Annotated in this window: 19 protein-coding genes and 1 tRNA gene; 17 read left to right on the forward strand and 3 right to left on the reverse strand. The window is 60.8% G+C overall.

What is annotated here, in order from left to right:
- The first annotated feature begins 6 nt into the window (after nucleotides 1-6).
- From CQ017_RS08690 to CQ017_RS08700, 3 genes are all read left to right on the forward strand, one after another.
- Nucleotides 7-480, forward strand: coding sequence for a hypothetical protein (locus CQ017_RS08690; protein WP_096285353.1), 474 nt, complete (start codon nucleotides 7-9; stop codon nucleotides 478-480).
- A gap of 10 nt (nucleotides 481-490) precedes the next feature.
- Nucleotides 491-943, forward strand: coding sequence for an Rrf2 family transcriptional regulator (locus tag CQ017_RS08695; protein ID WP_105553388.1), 453 nt, complete (start codon nucleotides 491-493; stop codon nucleotides 941-943).
- A 120-nt stretch (nucleotides 944-1,063) separates the two neighbouring features.
- Nucleotides 1,064-2,239, forward strand: coding sequence for a globin domain-containing protein (locus CQ017_RS08700; RefSeq protein WP_105553389.1), 1,176 nt, complete (start codon nucleotides 1,064-1,066; stop codon nucleotides 2,237-2,239).
- Between the two features lie 76 nt (nucleotides 2,240-2,315).
- Here the strand turns inward: CQ017_RS08700 and CQ017_RS08705 are convergent, their stop codons facing one another.
- On the reverse strand, nucleotides 2,316-3,314 hold the full coding sequence (locus CQ017_RS08705) for an alpha/beta fold hydrolase (RefSeq protein ID WP_096285359.1): 999 nt from the start codon (nucleotides 3,312-3,314) through the stop codon (nucleotides 2,316-2,318).
- Nucleotides 3,311-3,838 carry a PadR family transcriptional regulator gene (locus tag CQ017_RS08710; protein ID WP_096285361.1) on the reverse strand — a complete coding sequence of 176 codons (528 nt, stop codon included), beginning with the start codon at nucleotides 3,836-3,838 and terminating at the stop codon, nucleotides 3,311-3,313. The genes CQ017_RS08705 and CQ017_RS08710 overlap by 4 nt, the downstream gene beginning before the upstream one ends.
- A 158-nt stretch (nucleotides 3,839-3,996) precedes the next feature.
- Here CQ017_RS08710 and CQ017_RS08715 point away from each other — a divergent pair, with 158 nt between their 5' ends.
- Entirely contained in the window at nucleotides 3,997-4,917 is a 921-nt protein-coding gene (locus CQ017_RS08715; protein ID WP_105553390.1) for a DMT family transporter, read from the forward strand.
- A 31-nt stretch (nucleotides 4,918-4,948) separates the two neighbouring features.
- On the forward strand, nucleotides 4,949-6,157 hold the full coding sequence (locus tag CQ017_RS08720) for a multidrug effflux MFS transporter (protein WP_105553391.1): 1,209 nt from the start codon (nucleotides 4,949-4,951) through the stop codon (nucleotides 6,155-6,157).
- 92 nt (nucleotides 6,158-6,249) lie between these two features.
- On the opposite strand, the gene CQ017_RS08725 is transcribed toward CQ017_RS08720, so the two are convergent.
- The gene (locus CQ017_RS08725; RefSeq protein WP_105553392.1) at nucleotides 6,250-8,082 is read right to left on the reverse strand and encodes a phosphoenolpyruvate carboxykinase (GTP); all 1,833 of its coding nucleotides are present in this window, start codon (nucleotides 8,080-8,082) and stop codon (nucleotides 6,250-6,252) included.
- Nucleotides 8,083-8,401: 319 nt separating this feature from the next.
- Between CQ017_RS08725 and CQ017_RS08730 the strand changes: the two genes are divergently transcribed.
- The 12 genes from CQ017_RS08730 (at nucleotide 8,402) to CQ017_RS08770 (ending at nucleotide 17,724) form a co-directional block, all read left to right on the forward strand.
- A tRNA-Arg gene (locus CQ017_RS08730) sits at nucleotides 8,402-8,478 on the forward strand.
- A 749-nt stretch (nucleotides 8,479-9,227) separates the two neighbouring features.
- Complete coding sequence (locus tag CQ017_RS08735) at nucleotides 9,228-10,202, forward strand: ABC transporter ATP-binding protein (protein WP_105553393.1); 975 nt, start codon at nucleotides 9,228-9,230, stop codon at nucleotides 10,200-10,202.
- Nucleotides 10,199-11,104: an ABC transporter permease gene (locus CQ017_RS08740; RefSeq protein ID WP_096285373.1), complete on the forward strand. Its 906-nt coding sequence runs from the start codon at nucleotides 10,199-10,201 to the stop codon at nucleotides 11,102-11,104. The genes CQ017_RS08735 and CQ017_RS08740 overlap by 4 nt, the downstream gene beginning before the upstream one ends.
- 40 nt (nucleotides 11,105-11,144) lie before the next feature.
- Complete coding sequence (locus CQ017_RS18370) at nucleotides 11,145-11,273, forward strand: hypothetical protein (protein WP_258133558.1); 129 nt, start codon at nucleotides 11,145-11,147, stop codon at nucleotides 11,271-11,273.
- Between the two features lie 74 nt (nucleotides 11,274-11,347).
- A complete protein-coding gene (gene lxmK / locus CQ017_RS08745; protein ID WP_258133559.1) occupies nucleotides 11,348-12,454 on the forward strand; it encodes a class V lanthionine synthetase subunit LxmK in 1,107 nt (368 codons plus the stop codon).
- Entirely contained in the window at nucleotides 12,454-13,401 is a 948-nt protein-coding gene (locus tag CQ017_RS08750; protein ID WP_176484141.1) for a T3SS effector HopA1 family protein, read from the forward strand. Before lxmK ends, CQ017_RS08750 begins: the two co-directional genes overlap by 1 nt.
- Nucleotides 13,402-13,573: 172 nt before the next feature.
- Entirely contained in the window at nucleotides 13,574-13,744 is a 171-nt protein-coding gene (locus tag CQ017_RS18085) for an LxmA leader domain family RiPP (protein ID WP_181148426.1), read from the forward strand.
- 44 nt (nucleotides 13,745-13,788) lie between these two features.
- Nucleotides 13,789-13,959 (forward strand): LxmA leader domain family RiPP, encoded by a 171-nt coding sequence (locus CQ017_RS18090; RefSeq protein ID WP_176484142.1) that lies wholly within the window; start codon nucleotides 13,789-13,791, stop codon nucleotides 13,957-13,959.
- Between the two features lie 92 nt (nucleotides 13,960-14,051).
- A complete protein-coding gene (locus CQ017_RS08755) occupies nucleotides 14,052-14,690 on the forward strand; it encodes a flavoprotein (RefSeq protein ID WP_096285377.1) in 639 nt (212 codons plus the stop codon).
- Nucleotides 14,687-15,547, forward strand: coding sequence for a hypothetical protein (locus tag CQ017_RS17875; RefSeq protein WP_146112459.1), 861 nt, complete (start codon nucleotides 14,687-14,689; stop codon nucleotides 15,545-15,547). The genes CQ017_RS08755 and CQ017_RS17875 overlap by 4 nt, the downstream gene beginning before the upstream one ends.
- Before the next feature lie 9 nt (nucleotides 15,548-15,556).
- The gene (locus CQ017_RS08765) at nucleotides 15,557-16,786 is read left to right on the forward strand and encodes a pitrilysin family protein (protein WP_105553395.1); all 1,230 of its coding nucleotides are present in this window, start codon (nucleotides 15,557-15,559) and stop codon (nucleotides 16,784-16,786) included.
- A gap of 77 nt (nucleotides 16,787-16,863) precedes the next feature.
- Complete coding sequence (locus CQ017_RS08770) at nucleotides 16,864-17,724, forward strand: hypothetical protein (RefSeq protein WP_105553396.1); 861 nt, start codon at nucleotides 16,864-16,866, stop codon at nucleotides 17,722-17,724.
- Nucleotides 17,725-17,732: the final 8 nt, after the last annotated feature.

Here is a 17,732-nt window from a genome sequence, read left to right on the forward strand (position 1 = left end):
AAAGCCATGAATCTCGAAGAACTAGACGAGTCCGTCAAGGACGCACTGAACAAGGTTTTGGGCACCGCACTGGGTGTGGCCCGCGAGCAGCTTGAGGAGCAGGGCGTCTTCCTGCCTTTCGCTATCGCCTTGGAACCCACGGAAGCCGATGGCGAGCCAGAGCTGCGTCTGATCGCGGTTCCACCAACGGACAACCCCGAAGACCCGGATGCGGACATCGACACCGAGGCCATGGCCGCGGATCTGGTTGAGGTGCTCAACCAGCAGGGAACCCACTTCGATGCGATTGCGATCGCCTCGGACGTGCTGCTCGAAGCAGATGACCGCGACGCCATCCATGTGGTGGCCGAGCACAAGGTCGGCGCGGCGCTGGCGATTGTCCAGCCATACGCCATGCCATCCGAACCAGGCGGCGAGTGGACCTTCGAAGATCCTGCCGCGGAATCCGCCGAGTCGGTGTGGGCCAACACCCAGCAGTAGACTTGAGTTCATGAAACTCAGCGCCTTCGCCGACGTGTGCCTACGAACCGTAATGGTTCTAGGCGCACCGGGCGTAGGCCAACTGACCAGCCGTGAAGTTTCCGACCTAGTCGGGGTTCCCTATAACCACGTGGCCAAGGCCGTACTGGAATTGCGCACCCTGGGCCTCATCGAGGTCACCCGTGGGCGTCATGGTGGCGCACAGATGACCGAGCAAGGTTTAGCGTTCTCCGTGGGCGCGCTCTTGCGCCGGCTGGATTGGCGTGAAGATGTCGTGGACTGCACATCTCATGACGCAACGGACGATTGCCCCCTGGCTGGCGGTTGCCGGCTGCGCTTGGCATTGCGGGCGGCCAGAGAAGCCTTTTATGCTTCCCTAGACCCGTTGACGGTCAAAGAGATTTGCGAAAACTCGCCGGCAATTGGTCTCCTCCCCTTCCCCACTGTTCGTCATGGCGCGTAGCCAAGCCCTGGGCTTCCGCTAAGTTCCTGATCGATTTGCAATCATCTTCTACAAGGAGTAGAACTAAAAGCATAATCTTGTATTTCAAATACAAGTTATTCCCGCCTTCAAGGAGACCAGATGCTTTCAAACCAGTCCCGCCCAATCATCGAAGCCACGCTGCCGATTATTGGTCAGCGCATCTCCAGCATCACCCCAAAATTCTATGAGCGGCTCTTTGCCGCTCACCCGCAGCTGCTCGACGGAATCTTCTCCCGGTCGAACCAGAAGAACGGAACGCAGCAGCAGGCTCTCGCCGGCTCCATCGCGGTCTTCGCCGCCCACCTGTTGAATTCGCCAGCGACGCTGCCCGAAACCATGCTGGCCCGCATTGCGCACAAGCACAGCTCGCTCGGTGTCGTCGAGGAGCAGTACCCCATCGTGCATGAGCACCTGTTCGCCGCCATCGCCGAGGACCTTGGCGACGCGCTGACCCAGGAAATCGCGGAGGCCTGGAGCGAGGTGTACTGGCTGATGGCCCACGCGCTGATCAAGATCGAAAAGGGCTTGTACGCTCAGCAGGCAAACGACGTCGTCTACAGCCCGTGGAGGCTCATCGAACGTACCGAAGCTGCCAACGGCTCGCTGACCTTCAGCTTCGAGCCGGGCGATGACACCGCGGCTACCCTAGCCAAGCCCGGACAATTCATTTCGGTGCGCATGCCGATGGCCGATGGCCTGCGCCAGGTTCGCCAGTACACGCTCAGCGCGGATATCGAGAACACCGCACGGCGCACGTTCACCGTGAAACTTGATGTGGCTGGCGAGTTCAGCCCGGTCCTGCATGGCGCGCTGCAGGTCGGGGACGAAGTCGAACTTTCAAATCCCTATGGAGACCTCATCATCGACGTTTCTGGCGCACCGCTGGTCATCGCCACCGCTGGCATCGGCTGCACTCCGAGCGCCGCGGCCCTGAGCACCCTGGCGGCGCACGGCTCGACCCGTGAAATCACCGTGCTGCATGCGGACCGGGACTACGCCTCCTGGCCGCTGCGCGAGCAGATGCTCGATTCGCTGTCCCAGCTGCCACAGGCGAAGCTGCGCACCTGGTTCGAACGCGGAGAACTTCCGGAACGCATCGAGGCCACCGCGGGCTTCATGGACCTGAGCGATCAGGTTGCCGCCGGCAGCCACCTCTACCTGTGCGGGCCACTGCCGTTCATGCACGCGGTCCGCGGCCAGGCGCTGGCCGCCGGCGTCCCAGCCCAGCACATCCACTACGAGGTCTTCGGACCGGATGTTTGGCTAGCAGCCTGAATATAGACCGGCTAAGCGCGGTGCAGCTACATCAATGGGGGCAGCTGCACCGCGCTTAGCTGTCAGCCGAAGCCATTCACTTCTTCTCGGGCTTTTTAGCTTTCGGTTTCTCGTCCGGGACCGCGGACTGCGGCGCTGAGGCTCGCTCCGGCTTTTCTGCGGGCGCTTCAACAGTTGCCGCGCGCTCGGGCTTTGCCTGCTTGGAAGCCTTGGGCTGTTTCGATGGCTTGGCGGTTAACGGATCTACGAGGATCGGGTGGATCGTCGAGTCGGTAATCCAACGCCGCACCACGGAGTTGAACAGCAAGGGGTTCTCAATATTCCATTGGTGGTGCATTCCCGGGACCACCCGGGTCACCGCCTGCCCAAGCTCCTCGCGGAGCGCCGCGAAAGACTTCTGCACGAGTTTGGGTTCTTTGCCCCCAGCCAGCGCGAGCACCGGGCCGGTGTAGGCAGAGAGCCTTTCCGGCACTCCTCCGGGATCCAGATCGTCCATGATGGCGCGCAGATTCTCCGGCTTCAGCATCACCCCGTGTTCGGTGAACAGCTCCCTTTCGTCATCCACCATGCCGTAGGCGCCGGCTTGGAACCGCCAGTACCATTCGCTGCCGATGAGCTTGAGCTGCATCCGGTTCACCGCACGTGCCGCGGCCGGAACTCCGGTGACCGGAGTGCCGGTCAGCAACAGCGAATCGATCAGTTCCGGATGCCGGGCCGCCACATGCAAGGCAATGACACCGCCGAGCGACATCCCTACTAGATGCACTCCGCCTTCGGATACTTCGTCGGCGATCAGCGCCGCCACATCGTCTGCGGCGGAATCCAGTCCCTGCCAGGTTTCTTCGCTGCGCGCGCCGAAGGCCGGCAGGTGCAAGGTCAAGACGTTATAGTCGCCAAAGGCCAGGACCTGCGGATCCCAGCTCCAGTTGCCAACGTTTCCGCCATGCAGGAACACCAGCGTCTGTTCGTGCTTATGCGGCCCCGCCTGCCGGCGAGCCGGATGCAGCTCGGGGTAATCGGTAGCCTCGCGGGTGAATTTCTTCGCCGTGGGCCCCTGATCTTTGCCTAGCGTCATGGCAGATGCTCCAATACTGCGTCGAGCCACTCCAGCTCGGCGGCCTGCTGTCGGATTGCATGGTCCAAGGTGGCGGCCATCAGGAAGCTACGACGGTCCGCGGCAGCTCGCATATCGATGCCCTCGCGCTGCGAGAGGTAGTCATCCAGGATCGCCTGCGTCTTGGCCCGGCGTTCGACCAGCAGCTGGTCGATGTCCTCGCGCGGCAGCTCGGCAGCGAAAAAGACCTGGCCCATGAACGGATCTCGTTCGGCACCGTGGGCCGCGCCGTTGGAAAGCCACCCGACCAGGGCCTCGCGCCCCGCATCGGTGATGTGGTGCTCCTGGCGGTCGGGATAATTCGACTGGGCCACGGTGGTCACCGTGGCCCAGCCTTGATCCACCAGCTGCGCCAACGTGCGGTAGATCTGTGCCTTGTCGGCGTTCCAGAAGTGATTAATAGAGGAGTCAAAGTGCTTCTTGAGCTCGTAACCAGTCATCGGTGCCAAACAAAGCAACCCTAGAATCAATCGTGCCAAAACCATGGATTCATCTTTTCATATTTAGTTGATTTTGCACCCACTTACCCGTCGGTAGCTGGAAACTGAACCCGGATTGTGACAATTCCACGCCGTATTCTTGGCCAACTGACCTGCCTGCACTTCAATCAGAGAGGCCCCGACTCGAAAAAGGTTGTCCCCCTATGAACTCCCAAGCTCAAAGCAAACCGGCCGCCCCGCCACATTCGGGTGGCCGCGCGGCGCTTTTCGTGGTGCTGGGTTCGATCGGAGTGCAGAGCTCCTCGGCAATCTCGGCAAGCATGTTCGAGGCACTCGGCTCACCCGCCGTCAGTTCCTTGCGGCTAGTCCTTGCGGCCGTGGTGCTGCTGGTCTTCTTGCGTCCGACCGTGCGCGGGCACAGCGCGAGCGCGTGGTCGGCGATTGCCTGCTACGGAATCGTCATGGCGGCGATGAACTTGTTGCTTTATAAGGCGATCGAATATTTGCCCCTAGGCGTTGCCGTCACCCTGGATTTTCTGGGCCCTGCGGTGGTGGCGCTGGTGTTCTCCCGCCGTATCCGCGAGGCCGCCTGGGCATTGCTCGCCCTGGGCGGGGTGATTCTCATTGCCGGGCCCGGCGGCCATTTCGATCTGCTCGGCTTCGCCTTCGGCATCGGGGCGGGACTCTGCTTCGCGTTGTATACCCTGCTGGCCGAGAAGGTAGGCAAGGCAGGCGACTCCTCCGTCAGCTCGCTGGCGCTGTCCGTGTCGATCGCCGCGCTGGTCTCCTTGCCCTTCGGCATCCCGAAGGTTGCCGAGGTGACCGGAGCGCAATGGGGACTACTGGCCCTGAGCGGCGCGATCGGGGTGGCCATCCCCTATCTGGTGGACACCCTGGCGGCTCGCATATCCTCGGCCCGCGTGGTGGGTACGCTGTTCGCCATCGACCCGGCCATGGGCACGCTGATCGGTTGGCTGGTGCTCGGTGAGCAGCTGGGTTGGTTGTCCCTGCTCGGCATCCTTTGCGTGGCGCTGGCCGGTGCCGGGGTGACCTGGTTTGCCGCCAAACCGCCCGGTCCGCTGGAGCAGGTACCCGCGACGGACCTCGCTAGGGAACAAGCGTAGCTAGGGCGGTTTCCGCTTCTAGAATGGGCTTATGCCTTCTGCCTTCGAGCGCTCACGCTTGACCCCACCGCTTTTTGCCCTGCTGATCCTGCTGGGCACCACCGGCCCGCTGGCCACGGACATGTATCTGCCTTCCTTCCCGGCGATGACGCAGGAGTTCTCCACTTCCGCTTCGGCGATCCAGCTGACCCTGACCTTCTTCCTGCTGGGGATGGGCCTTGGACAGCTCCTGTGGGGAGCGCTCTCGGACCGGCTAGGCCGCGCCAGGCCGTTGCGCTGGGGCACCGCATTATTCGTGCTGGCCTCGGTGGCCGCCGCGCTGGCGCCATCCTTGGAGGCGTTGAGCATCGCCCGCGGTTTGCAAGGCATCGGCGGAGCGGCGGGCGTGGTGATTTCCAAGGCGATCGTGGCCGACACGACCAAGGGCGTCCAGACCGCACGAACCTTCAGCATTTTGATGACTTTCGGGGCAATAGCTCCGGCGGTGGCGCCGCTCTTGGGAGCCTACCTCGGTGAGCTAGGCGGCTTCCGCCTGGTGCTGTGGGTGCTCAGCGCCGCCGCGCTGCTCATGGTCACCGGATCCCTGGCCATCTACCGAGAAACCCTCGCCCCCGCGGCACGTTCGGGCGGAAATTTCCTTGCCCCGCTGAAGCTGGCGCTCTCCCGCCGGCGATTTGTCGGCTACCTGGTCCAATTCGGCTTCGCTTTCGGCGCGATGATGGCCTATGTCTCGGCCTCGCCCTTCCTCTATCAAGAGGTGCTGGGTCTCAGCGCGCGGGGCTACGCCCTATGCTTCGGCCTCAACGCGGCGGGCCTGATCCTTTCGGGCTTGGTCTCTGCACGGCTGGTGGGCCGGGTCCCGCTACGCCGCACCATATCGGTCGCGCTGACGATTCTGCTGGGCGCAAGCCTGGTGATCCTCCTGCTGGCGATGCTCCAGATACGCAGTCTGGGCCTGGCGGCGGTGATCTTCGTGCTGGTCTCCTCGATCGGCTTCACCATGGGCAATACCACCGGATTGGCGTTGGCCGAGGTGCGCGATGTTTCGGGCTCGGGCTCCGCACTCTTGGGGTCGGCGCAATTCCTCATCGGCGCGTTAGCCACCCCGCTGGTCGGTCTGTCCGGGGCGGATTCCGCGTTGGCCTTTGCGCTCACCGCGGTGGCCAGTTCGCTGATCGCGTTTGGCGCGCTCCTCTACACCGCGGATCGTTTCCACCCCGGCGCCATGGAGCACCCCTAGCGATGGGCGGGCAATCAACTCCGCGTGGTTAAACGAAGATCCCGCGGAATCCGCAGTTCTGCGGATCCCACGGGATCTTCTGCCACCGAAAGCTAGGCGCTGAGGCGGGCTTTCAAACCGTCGAGCTCGGCACGCAGCGATGCTGGCAGCGCGTCACCGAAGTTCTCGTACCATTCTTCGATTCCCTCGACCTCGGTGGCCCATTCGTCCTTGTTGACCGCCACGGCGGCCTCCACGTCGGCTGGGGTGAAATCCTTCAGACCCGTCAGGTCCAGGGAGTCGCCGGTTGGCACGTTGCCGATGATGGTCTCCTTGGCGTCCGCGGTGCCTTCGATACGCTCGATGGCCCACTTGAGCACGCGCGAGTTATCTCCGAAACCAGGCCATGCGAAGCCGCCGTCGGCGGTGCGGCGGAACCAGTTGACCAAGAAGATCTTCGGCATCTGCTCCGGGTTGAGCTTCTCGGAGATCTTGTCCCAGTGGTTCAGGTAGTCCCCTGCGTTGTAGCCAATGAATGGCAGCATGGCCATCGGGTCGCGGCGGATCACACCGGTTGCGCCGGAAGCGGCGGCGGTGGTCTCCGAGGACAGGGTTGAACCCATGAAGATGCCGTTGGTCCAGCTGCGTGCCTCGGTCACCAGCGGGATGGTCGTCTTGCGACGTCCGCCGAAGAGGATCGCGTCGATCTTCACGCCGTTTGGCGAGTAGTAATCCTCGGACAGCATATCGACCTGGTCGATCGGGGTGCAGAAACGGGAGTTCGGGTGCGCCGCGTTGGTGCCCGACTCTGGCGTCCAGTCATTGCCCAACCAGTCGGTCAGGTGCGCCGGAGCCTCGTCGGTCATGCCCTCCCACCAGACGCCGCCTTCGTCGGTCAGCGCTACGTTGGTGAAGATGGAGTTGCCCTTGGTGATGGCACGCATGGCGTTCGGGTTGGTGGACCACCCGGTGCCCGGCGCCACACCGAACAGGCCGTATTCCGGGTTCACCCCGCGCAGCTCGCCGTCCTTGCCGATGCGCATCCAGTTGATGTCATCGCCCAGCGTCTCGGCTTTCCAGCCTTCAATGGTTGGTTCCAGCAGGGCGAGGTTCGTCTTGCCGCAGGCCGAGGGGAAGGCCGCTGCAATGTTGTAGGACCTGCCCTGTGGGCTGGTCAGCTTCAGGATCAGCATGTGCTCGGCGAGCCAACCCTCGTCGCGGGCCATTGCCGAGGCAATGCGCAGCGAGTAGCACTTCTTGCCCAGCAGGGCGTTTCCGCCGTAGCCCGAGCCGTAAGACATGATGGCGCGCTCTTCGGGGAAGTGCACGATCCACTTGTCTTCGTTGCATGGCCAGACGACATCTTCCTGCCCTGGCTTAAGCGGTGCGCCGACCGAGTGCAACGCAGGAACAAAGAAGGCTTCTTCGGCTTCCATCTTGCGCAGCACTTCGCTACCGATCTTGGCCATGACGCGCATCGAAGCGACCACGTAGGCGGAGTCGGTCAGCTCTACACCGTATGCAGGCTCGTCGGCGTTCAGCGGGCCCATGACGAAAGGAATGACGTACATGGTGCGTCCGCGCATCGATCCGTCGAACAGTCCGTTGAGCATCGACTTCATCTTCGCTGGGTCTTCCCAGTTATTGGTGAAGCCGGCGTCTTCTTCCTTCTCCGAGCAGATGAAGGTGCGCTCCTCAACACGGGCGACGTCCTTCGGATCCGAGAATCCTGCGTAGGAATTCGGGAAGTTCGGGTCGGTCAGCTTAACCAGAGTGCCGGCCTCAACCAGTTCAGCGGTCAGGCGGTCATTCTCCGCAGCGGAGCCGTCGACCCAATAAACACGTTCGGGCTTCGTCAGCGCGGCAACTTCCTCAACCCAAGCTGCCAACTTTGCGTGCGTGGTTGGCGCTGCGTCGATTACGTTCTGATCGGAGCTCGTGCTCATTATCCATTCCCTCCATTGGGCTGAATTTGTCAATAAATCAAGGCTAGGGGTACTCCAGCTGGCACATTGTGTGACCCAATCCTCAGCATTGGGCTGATGTTAGACTTGGGAAGATAAATTTCCCGAAATTTCGGGGGTTTATCGATGAACATCAACCCATTTATGTGACCAAGGTCACGTAGACCGGTACCCTTTTGGATTCTTCACATAACCTTCTGTTCACTTTCGATAGATACCGTCCACCTGCGATTTGTACCGATCGAATTTCATCTGTATAGTTATTCGAGGTTCGCGAGAGTGAATCAAGCAAACTAAATATGCGCCCATAGCTCAGCTGGATAGAGCGCCTGTCTACGGAACAGGAGGCCGGGGGTTCGAATCCCTCTGGGCGCACCAATAAAGTAAAAGTCTCGGGACATCGTTGATTTGATGTCCCGAGACTTTTTCGTTTAACCTTCTGCAAGTCCTTAATGCCGGATCCCGCTGTCCGCGTCCCATGTCGGCGCCGCAAGGGTCAGCGAGCAGGAGCCAATGGACTCAGCGCGGCTTGTAGCACCTTATTCTGCATTTGCGCGAAAACGCGTCATGGGGCTATCGGCAGCTGCTGAATCCCATGGCCCACTGAGTCATGAGCAACGTTTATACCTTTACTCAGCGTGGAATTCGCAACCTGAGCTAGCAAGAGAATCCGAAGTACTGGCATAGCAATGCTCCGCTGAATGCCGCGTCGGCCAAGGAAATAAGTGTGGTGTTGAGTGCAACGGTTCCAGCGGTAAGCAACTTGACCATGAGTTTCTCCAGTTTTCGCGATCTAGATGATGACGTGCCCGGCAGCTTTGTGCCACCAACAACTTTTCACCGGTCCGCGCATGCGGCACATATACAAAAGACCAATAATTCCGCTCTATATGATTCAGCTGGATTAAATGGCGGCAGGCCGAATACCCACACTTCGAACAGCGGGAAGCGAATCGATAGTCTGCGAATATACGCTCAACTAATCTGCCAGGAGTGCTGATCAATTCCCGCTCAGGAAGGAATATTGGCCTTTAGAACAATGCAGAACTGTACTCAAGTACAGGGTCAGCTCGTTCTTCGCTCCATAGAGTCGGTATCGATAACGAAACCAACACGAGGAGCACCTCATGAACGGACTGCAGCTCACCGGCATCGTCCGCAGCTTCGGCAACCGCACGGTTCTGCACGATATGGACCTTTCGGTTCAACGCGGCGAGATCGTCGGGTTCATTGGCGGTAACGGCGCCGGCAAGACCACCACGATGCGGCTAATCCTCGGATTGCTGAACGCCGACCGGGGAGAAATCACCTGGGATGGATCACCAATCACCACGGCAGATCGTCGAGCCATCGGCTACATGCCAGAAGAACGCGGACTCTACCCGCAAATGCCCGTCCGCGAGCAAATTATTCATTTTGCCCTGCTGGAAGGCCATATGGGAAAACAGGCCAGAGCGGTTGCCGACGATCTTATCGGCTCCCTGGGCTTGACCGGGCGGGAAAAAACCTTAATCCAGGACCTGTCGCTGGGCAATCAGCAACGTGTCCAGTTGGCTGTCTCGCTCGTCGGCAATCCTGCGCTTCTGGTCCTCGATGAACCGTTCTCTGGTTTGGACCCAACCGCGGTGGCCACGATGGGTTCGCTGCTTCGCGAACAGGCTGCCCGCGGTGTGGGGGTGCTCTTCTCATCCCACCAGCTTGACCTGGTAGAACGTCTTTGCGACAAGGTTTGCGTCCTCGACCAAGGGCGAGTGAAGGCCAGCGGCAGTGTCGCCGAATTGCAAAACGACGGCCAGAGCAGATGGCAGCTGAGGTTCTCGGCGAATGCCGAGGGCTTCGCAGCAGAGATCGCCATGATCCGAGGGCTCACAGTCACGTTGCCCGCCGATGACCACAGCACGGTGTTCGTGTCCATGTCCGGAACCGATCTGGACCTGCCGCCGGCGCTACTGGCGGCGGCGCAACGTCATGGTTCCTTGCGCAGCATCGAAGCAATTCAGCGATCCTTGGACGACTTGCTGTCCCAGGACTTCATTTCCGCCGGACGTGGCGAACTGACCATCAACGCACAACTCGCCCAGAATGCAGGAGGAATCTCATGACCACCCAGCCGCTAAGCCTTAACACCATGCCGGGCCTGAGCGGAACGTTCCGCGAAACTGGATTGGTAATTCGGCGCGAAATCCTCACCCGGACGGCCAATCGAACCATCTTGATTACCACCGGATTACTTGCCCTGGGAGTCGCCGCAGCAGCAGGCATCGGCGGTTGGTTCCTCGTGAACTCCATGGAGCAATTTCAGGCCTTCACGCTTAATCCTCGAATGCTCTTTGCCACGGCCATGATCTGTGCGCTCCTTACCTCTCTGGTTTATTCGGCTCAAAGCCTGACCACCGGGGTCGTGGAGGAAAAATCTTCGAGAGTCGTCGAAATCCTGCTGACCAAAATCGGTATCACGCCGTTGCTGCTCGGCAAGCTCATCGGCATCGGCCTGGTAACTCTCACGCAATTACTGGTCATCGGTGGCGCAGGGGTGCTCGGGTTCTCAGTGGTGGGAGGCTTCTCGCTACTCGACGTGGAAGCTGGACCTATCCTGGTGTGGTTCCTGATCTGGTTCTTGCTTGGATATGCCATCTTTGCGCTATTGAACACGGCGCTGGCGGCCACCGTGGCCCGCCAAGAAGATTTAGCTTCTGCGGTTATGCCGCTGTCGGTCTTGCAGATGGTGCTGCTGGTACTAGCGCTCTATGTCCTGCCCAATAATCTTGAGAACGGCTGGTTGCACGCCCTGTCGTTCGTACCGCTGTTCTCCTCGTACCTCATGCCGATGCGCGTCGGACTCGATGGAGTAGATGCCTGGCAGATGGCGACCTCCGCCGCAATCGCGGTGCTGTCTATTCCAGTGCTTTTCTGGATGGCCACCAAGCTCTACCGGAACAACGCGCTGCGTACCGGTTCGCGAGTCTCGCTACGCGATGCGCTCAGCTCCGACGATGCCGCCTAGATTCTCCCGCTTCACACAGTCAATGACGAAAGGACACCCCATGACTGACAACGACAATCATCAGGATCTCGCCAAGAAGCCCTCGAATATTCGAAAGCAACTGCGTAATCTCGCCTTGCTCGCCCTCGGCGTCGCCATTGCCTACGTCGTCACCAATTTCCTCCGCTAGCGACCCCGTCAGCTCTTCGAGATTCCCTGTTCGTATCGGCGTCGCCGGTACGAACAGGAAGGAAGCAGATCATCATGAGCACGACTACGCTTTATCCTCGATCTTTGAACCCCGAGGCTCATCAGGCTTCACTTTTGGCTGATGCGCTATTGGAACAGCTAGGGCGGGCCTCGGTCCGGAGTATTTCTCCGGCAGCTTTTGCCGGGCGCAACGGGACCTGGGTCCTGACGCTAGCCGATGGCAGCAAGGTCTTTGCCAAACGTTTCTCCGAAAAATCTTCGACGCCGCGAGCGTTCAATCGCTCCTTGGAATTCGCACGCTTCGCCCACACGCATCCGCACCATGCGCCGGCAAGCGCACGCCTGATCGCCTCGAATGAAATTGAACGCCTTCTCATCTTTGACTACTGCCCCGGTGAAAGCCTAGCCAGCATGGTGGTTGAGGAACGGGTGCCGGCAGATTTCGCGTCACGGGCCGGTGAAATCCTTGGACGTTTGCATACCGCTGCCCCGACAGGTCTGGAGCCCACCACCATTTCCAGTCCCCCGATTGAAATGCTGCACCTCGGCGTTCCGCAGGCCCAGTACCAGAATTTTACCCTCGCCGAAATCGCGCTGTGGGCGCAGTTGCAGTCCGATAATCTACTCATCAATGCAGCCGTTGAACTGCGTGACTGGGAACTGCAGCATCAAACCAGCCCAATCCACGCGGACCTGCGGCTCGACCAGTTTCATCTTGAGGAGAACGAGCTACTCCTGCTCGACTGGGAGGAATTCGGACTAGGAGATCCCGCCCGGGATCTCGGCATGCTGGCCGGAGAATGGATCTACCGCGCGGTTCTCGACACGGTCACCAGCCGGGGCAATGCCGGGGCGCCCCCGGAACATTTCGACGAAGAGCTGGCCACAGCGGTCATGGCGCAACGCATGGGCATGGTGGTCCCGCAGATCCAGGAACTCTGGCGCAGCTACACCCGCATCGCTACCGGCTATGACGAGCAGCTCCCCGTGCGCGCCACCGCGCATCTGGGTTGGCATCTCATCGATCGTTCAATTGCCCGAGCTGCAATGGTCTCCCGGCTACCTGGCATCGAACGAGCCGCAGCCGGCGTCGGACGAAAGGCGTTGCTTAGTCCTGGCAGCTATTACCAAGCCCTTGGATTCGGAAGGAGTGAACACTGATGCCACCGACCCTCACCCGCTGGGCGAGCTTTGAGCGAATACTTGAAGGATTGGCCGATCACGTCAGGGTGGACTTGGCGGCGAATACGGCGCGTATCGGGAGCACCTCATTGAGCGCAGGAAGTCGAAGTGAGCTCAGATCGCAGCTTAGCGCGGCCACCTACACTCACCTGCACATCAGAAATCCGCTCATCGAGAATATGCCAACGACCGGGTACCAGGATCTCGCGGACGAATTAATCGCGGATATCCCCCACCGAAGCATCTGGCAGCAATCCGGATCGCCCGCAAGGCAAACGGTCGATGTCCAAGGTCTCAAGCACCACGTAGTCACCCTCGGCGGCGTCAAGGTACTTGTCCCACACCACGATGTGTCTCGGTTGGATCCCTCATCCGAAGCGGCCGTGCGCACGCCCAGCTGGCGCACCCGGACCACTCCCGGATACGTCTTGGCGCTCGGAGCAAGCGGAATCGATGCGGAGCAGGTCACTGCACGAATCTATGTCACCTGCGATTCGGCGGCTCAAGCCTTGGAACTCTGGCCTATCGTCCTAGATGTCTTAGCAAAGTCAGCCGGCGGCTATCAGGCTAAAGCGCTTTCCTCTTCCCTCGCCTATCCGCGCAGCGACGCGATGGTGCTCTACGTGCCAGACACCGCTGTGCAGGAGATCGCCGACCGTCTCACCGCCGCAACGGCTCGGATCTCAGCCCCGCACACGGAGCACTCGATCTTTACCCAGCGGCTGTCTCCAAGATTCTCGCAAGCGGGAGAATCGGCGGATCCACGGCCTTCCCACCGAGGGCTGAGCTTCGGACAGCACCGCTCCCGGGTACTCACCGATGCACTGCTGACCGCGGCCAAGAACGAGATGCGACTGCAGGATGCCTGGGCATTTGAGGCGACCAGAGCCAGGATCGATCCTCGTAATCCGGCAACCAATCTCTGAGCTTCTCCTACCTTTCCGCATTCACGAGCCAGCGAATTCAGCGCCTCGGTGAAGCACCCCCCAAAATTTGCGTACCGTCGAGGCGCCCCCGCAGCCTCTGGAAACGCGTTCACACCTCATCCGAGGAACAACACCATCAGCCTTCAACGGCAATTATCTCAAGGAGCACGACATGGACAACAACGCACTCGCACCACAAGCCAACCTCACCGACCTCGCCCAGGCGCACAACACCTTCACCACCGCCGGTGAACTCGGCGCCGACGCCGCCACCGAAGCACCCGCCACCAGCCCGCTTTGCGTCGGCATCATCATCGGCGCCACCCTCGGCGCCGGCTGCTAAGCCCCCACACCCACCAACCCATCACACCCAAAAAGGAGCACGACATGGACAACAACGCACTCGCACCACAAGCCAACCTCACCGACCTCGCCCAGGCGCACAACACCTTCACCACCGCCGGTGAACTCGGCGCCGACGCCGCCACCGAAGCACCCGCCACCAGCCCGTTCTGCGCTGGCGTGCTCATTGGCGCAACGCTCACGATGGGCTGCTAGTCCCCGTCCTACCCCGGTCAGGCGACGGCCCCAGAGCCGTTATTCGGGCCGTCGCCCAACCGGACCCATCAAGTCCCTCAAAAAGGAACACCATGACCACCGCAGAAAGTAAGGCCGACGCCTCCAAGCTGGATCTCACGCTCGAAGGATTCGGCTACCGAAAAGTCGTGCTGGTCCTTACCGGATCCGCTGCCACTCAAATGATGCCGTTTTGGCTTGAATGGGCCCTAGAAGCTGCCCCCGAAACACAGTTCAGGATCGTCATGCGCGATTCTGCCAGCCGTTTCATCACCCGTCATAGCCTTGAGACTCGGCTACGGGCCCGGATCCAATCCGACCATTGGGACGATGAAATTATCGCGGCCCATATCGATTTGGCCGAGTGGGCGGATCTGATCCTGATCTACCCGGCCACGTTGGACTACACTTCGCGGCTTGCCCACGGCATCAGCGATTCCCCCTCACTGCTTGCGGCGCTGAGCACCCATGCAAGGGTGTGCATAGCGCCGTCGCTTCCTCCACGTGCAATGGAAAACCAACTGGTCAGGGATATTCTGGAGAAGTTGCGCAAACCGAAGAACTTCCTCGTGATCAATCCTGTCCCCGGCCCGAGCGAATCCAGCGCTATTTCCGACGCCTGGGTTCCACCCGCCTTTCCAGCAGTATTGCGCCGCCTCGAGTCGGAACGTCGTTTACTCGTTGATCTTGTTACGGGGGTTGAGCGGCAATGACTACAACCGAAGTGCAACCGCGCAGCACGCCAAGGCGCCGGCTCACGACGGGCCTGCTCGTCACGGAGCTGCATTTGGGGCAGGGCAAAGCCGTGTGGACTCGACGATTGGGTGCCCAGGCACCACTCGATTTCTCCCAGACGCAAAACCCTTCTGCGGAGAATCAGCGGCAACACATTGTGTGGGGAGAGGGAACCGCCACATTTCGCAGCTACGCTACCACTGCCGGCACAACCGTTGCTGAACAACTCCAGCAACGCTCCCCCAAGGACATGCACCGCATAGGTCTGCTGTGGGGTGAGGCGCTCAATAATCTGCACGCTACCCCCATAACCGGTCAAACAACGCTTCGCGAACCGCGCACGTTGCAACGGGCCGAAGGCTGGCTGAGTGGAAAATGGTTGCCTGCGTTGCACACGTTGGGCCCCATGGCCCTAGGCCAACTGAAGCGGTGGTCGCAGCGAATGCTGGGCACTCAGGATTCGGCGTTGGCGCATGGCTCCCCCGGCATGGCTCATTGGGTGCTCACCGCAAATGGCCGTAGTGGATCGCTGTTGACCGGAGAGGACACTGGACTTGCGGCTCCCGCCTATGACTTCGGATGGGTTCTTGGTGAAATTGCCGAGCTCTATGCCTTCTACCCCGCATTGCGCACAAACCTCGACCCGCTGCGCTTGGGACTGCTGGATACCTATCCCGAGGCCATTGGCGAATCCGGCTTTAGTTTGGCCTGCGCCTACCGGCTGACCCAGCATGCCTACGACTGGCACCACTACGGACATGCCTCGTTGCGCGAAGCCCAACTGCTCTTGGACTTGGCCGTCAACCATCTGTCTACCCAGTACGCGAAACTTTAGGAGAAGGCCTTGCTCACCCGTATCGATGCCAGCACACGGCACATACAATTCCGCTCGCTGAAATCGGGGGCACGCATAGCGGCCGTTCATGCTCCCCAAACGCGCAATGCCTCGGTAGTACTGGGCGTCGCCGCTGGAATGCGTCATGAGCGGGAAGGCGAAGAGGGAATGATGCACCTGCTGGAACACCTAATTTATCAGGACAGTTCCACGATCACCGGAGCGGACCGTGAACTGCAGGTGCTCCACGCCGGCGGGGTCCTCGGCGGTCATACGCATATGGACTACACCGAATTCTATGAAACTGCTCCGGTAAACCAGATTGACGACATGGCTCGGCGGATCGCGGACCAGGTCTTTTACCCAAGGCTCAGAGAAGAACAGATCACCACACAGGTCACTGCCGTGGCCACTGAGCGCGCTAGCCGCCTCGCCTCGGCGCCCGGCGGCGTTCTGCCTTGGCCGCATCTTTCGGCGCACTGCTGGCAAGATCATGCAAATTCCCATGACGGTTCGGGAGACGCCGACCTCCTCGGGCGCGCGACCGGAGGGCGGTTGCGCGAGCTGCACGCACGCCATTACCGCACCTCCAACGCGGTAATGGTCGCTTTCGGGCCCAAAGAACCGGCGGACATGTTGCAGAGTCTGCAAGATGCCCTGCCCACTGAAACCCCCGAGGCCCCGGCGGTGCCGCCCGCGCAGGAGTCCATTTTCCGCACGGCCAGCCGGCGCACCGTAACCGTTCCAGGACTGCAGCGCCCCCGCCTGCTCGTAGCCACCCGCAGTGCGCCGGCACCACGAGTGCATTCCGAAATTTTGGGAGACCTGCTGGCCGCAGCAATGCTGTCCCTGCCTTCAGGATTGGATGCCAGCGCGGGCATGTTTGGCCCAGGCGACCGTGTCCACAACGATCTCTTTGTGTTGGTTGATGACACAAACTCGGGAATCGAACCTGTCGAACGCCTCGCTGCCCTGAGGTTTTGCGATGATGACCTATTGCTGCGTGCCGGCCAGCGAGCACTATTTACCGCCGAAAAACTTGTGCATGACGACCAACGGTTCGCCCGCGCCGTGGCCCGCGATATCTTGCTGCGAGATGCCCCCGGTTTCGCGGCCGGTTTAGTGCAAAAACTACGCGACGGCTTAGGCGATGTGCCCGGCCTGCGCGCTGCGCTCCAAACCTCGGCTAAACGTCTCGCTGCACAGCAGCACCACCATTTGACCCTTGAACCCGCATAGGAGTCCCAGCCGTGAACAGCGCATTCCCTCCCGTCCGATCCATACCAGATGACCGAACGCACTTCACCCTAGTCAGTTTGGCTTGGCGCACCGATCAGCGGCGTTCCTCCGAAGCGGAGCAAACCCTGCGCGCGGTAGCCGACAGAGTCTGCGCCTCGAATTCCGGAACAATTTGGCACGACTGGGCGGTCAGCGCTGGAGCAGTCAATGTGACGGCAGCACTTCCCTTGCGCGGTGCGGAGCGGTGGCTCCAAACCTTCGCCGAGCATGCCCAGCAAATCGACCCGGATTTGGCCGGCGCTCCCGCCCTGGCGCTGGTCGGGCCGCAAGCGCAGCTAGAAAACTTAGCAGCACCCGGTGCAGAACTTTTCGGGCACCTCGAAAGCAAAGACAACCCGGGGCTTTCGGACCGCCTGGAGCGAACGACTACCCAAGGTTATGAACAAATCACGGTTACAGGTGCCGACCCCTCCGCGGCTCTCGGTTCGGCGGCCACTTTTTTGGCCCTTGCCACCTTGTCCGGAGGTCCAGTCGCGCTTTTGCCCAAGGCCACGAAACAGGCCGGGCACGCTGCATTGATTCAAATAAGGCGCGTCCTGAAGGACCGCCAGCCTGCGATCATGTGGCAGGTCATTGCTCAGGAGAACCACTCGCTGGGCTCCTTGGAATCAACGCTGGACGCGGTCGCAGATCTTGGCCTGCGGGTGACCCGGGATGAGGAGCTGCTAATCAAGCAGTTTGCGATCGCCAATCTGAATCGTGCCTGGTGCTCACCAGTGGAGTTGGTTCGGGCGCTGGCCCAGTACGAGGTCATGGGTTGGGGTGGCGACTTGATTCTGAATCCCGAGTCGCAGGTGAATGAAGTCGCAAACGCCGACCTCGAATTGGCGTTGGAAGGCTTGTTGCGCTCCCCGCGTGCGGTGCTCGGCAAATCCTAAGCTACCGG

This window comes from Arthrobacter sp. MYb224 (genome assembly GCF_002975455.1).
In the GTDB taxonomy this organism is placed as follows: Bacteria; Actinomycetota; Actinomycetes; order Actinomycetales; family Micrococcaceae; genus Glutamicibacter.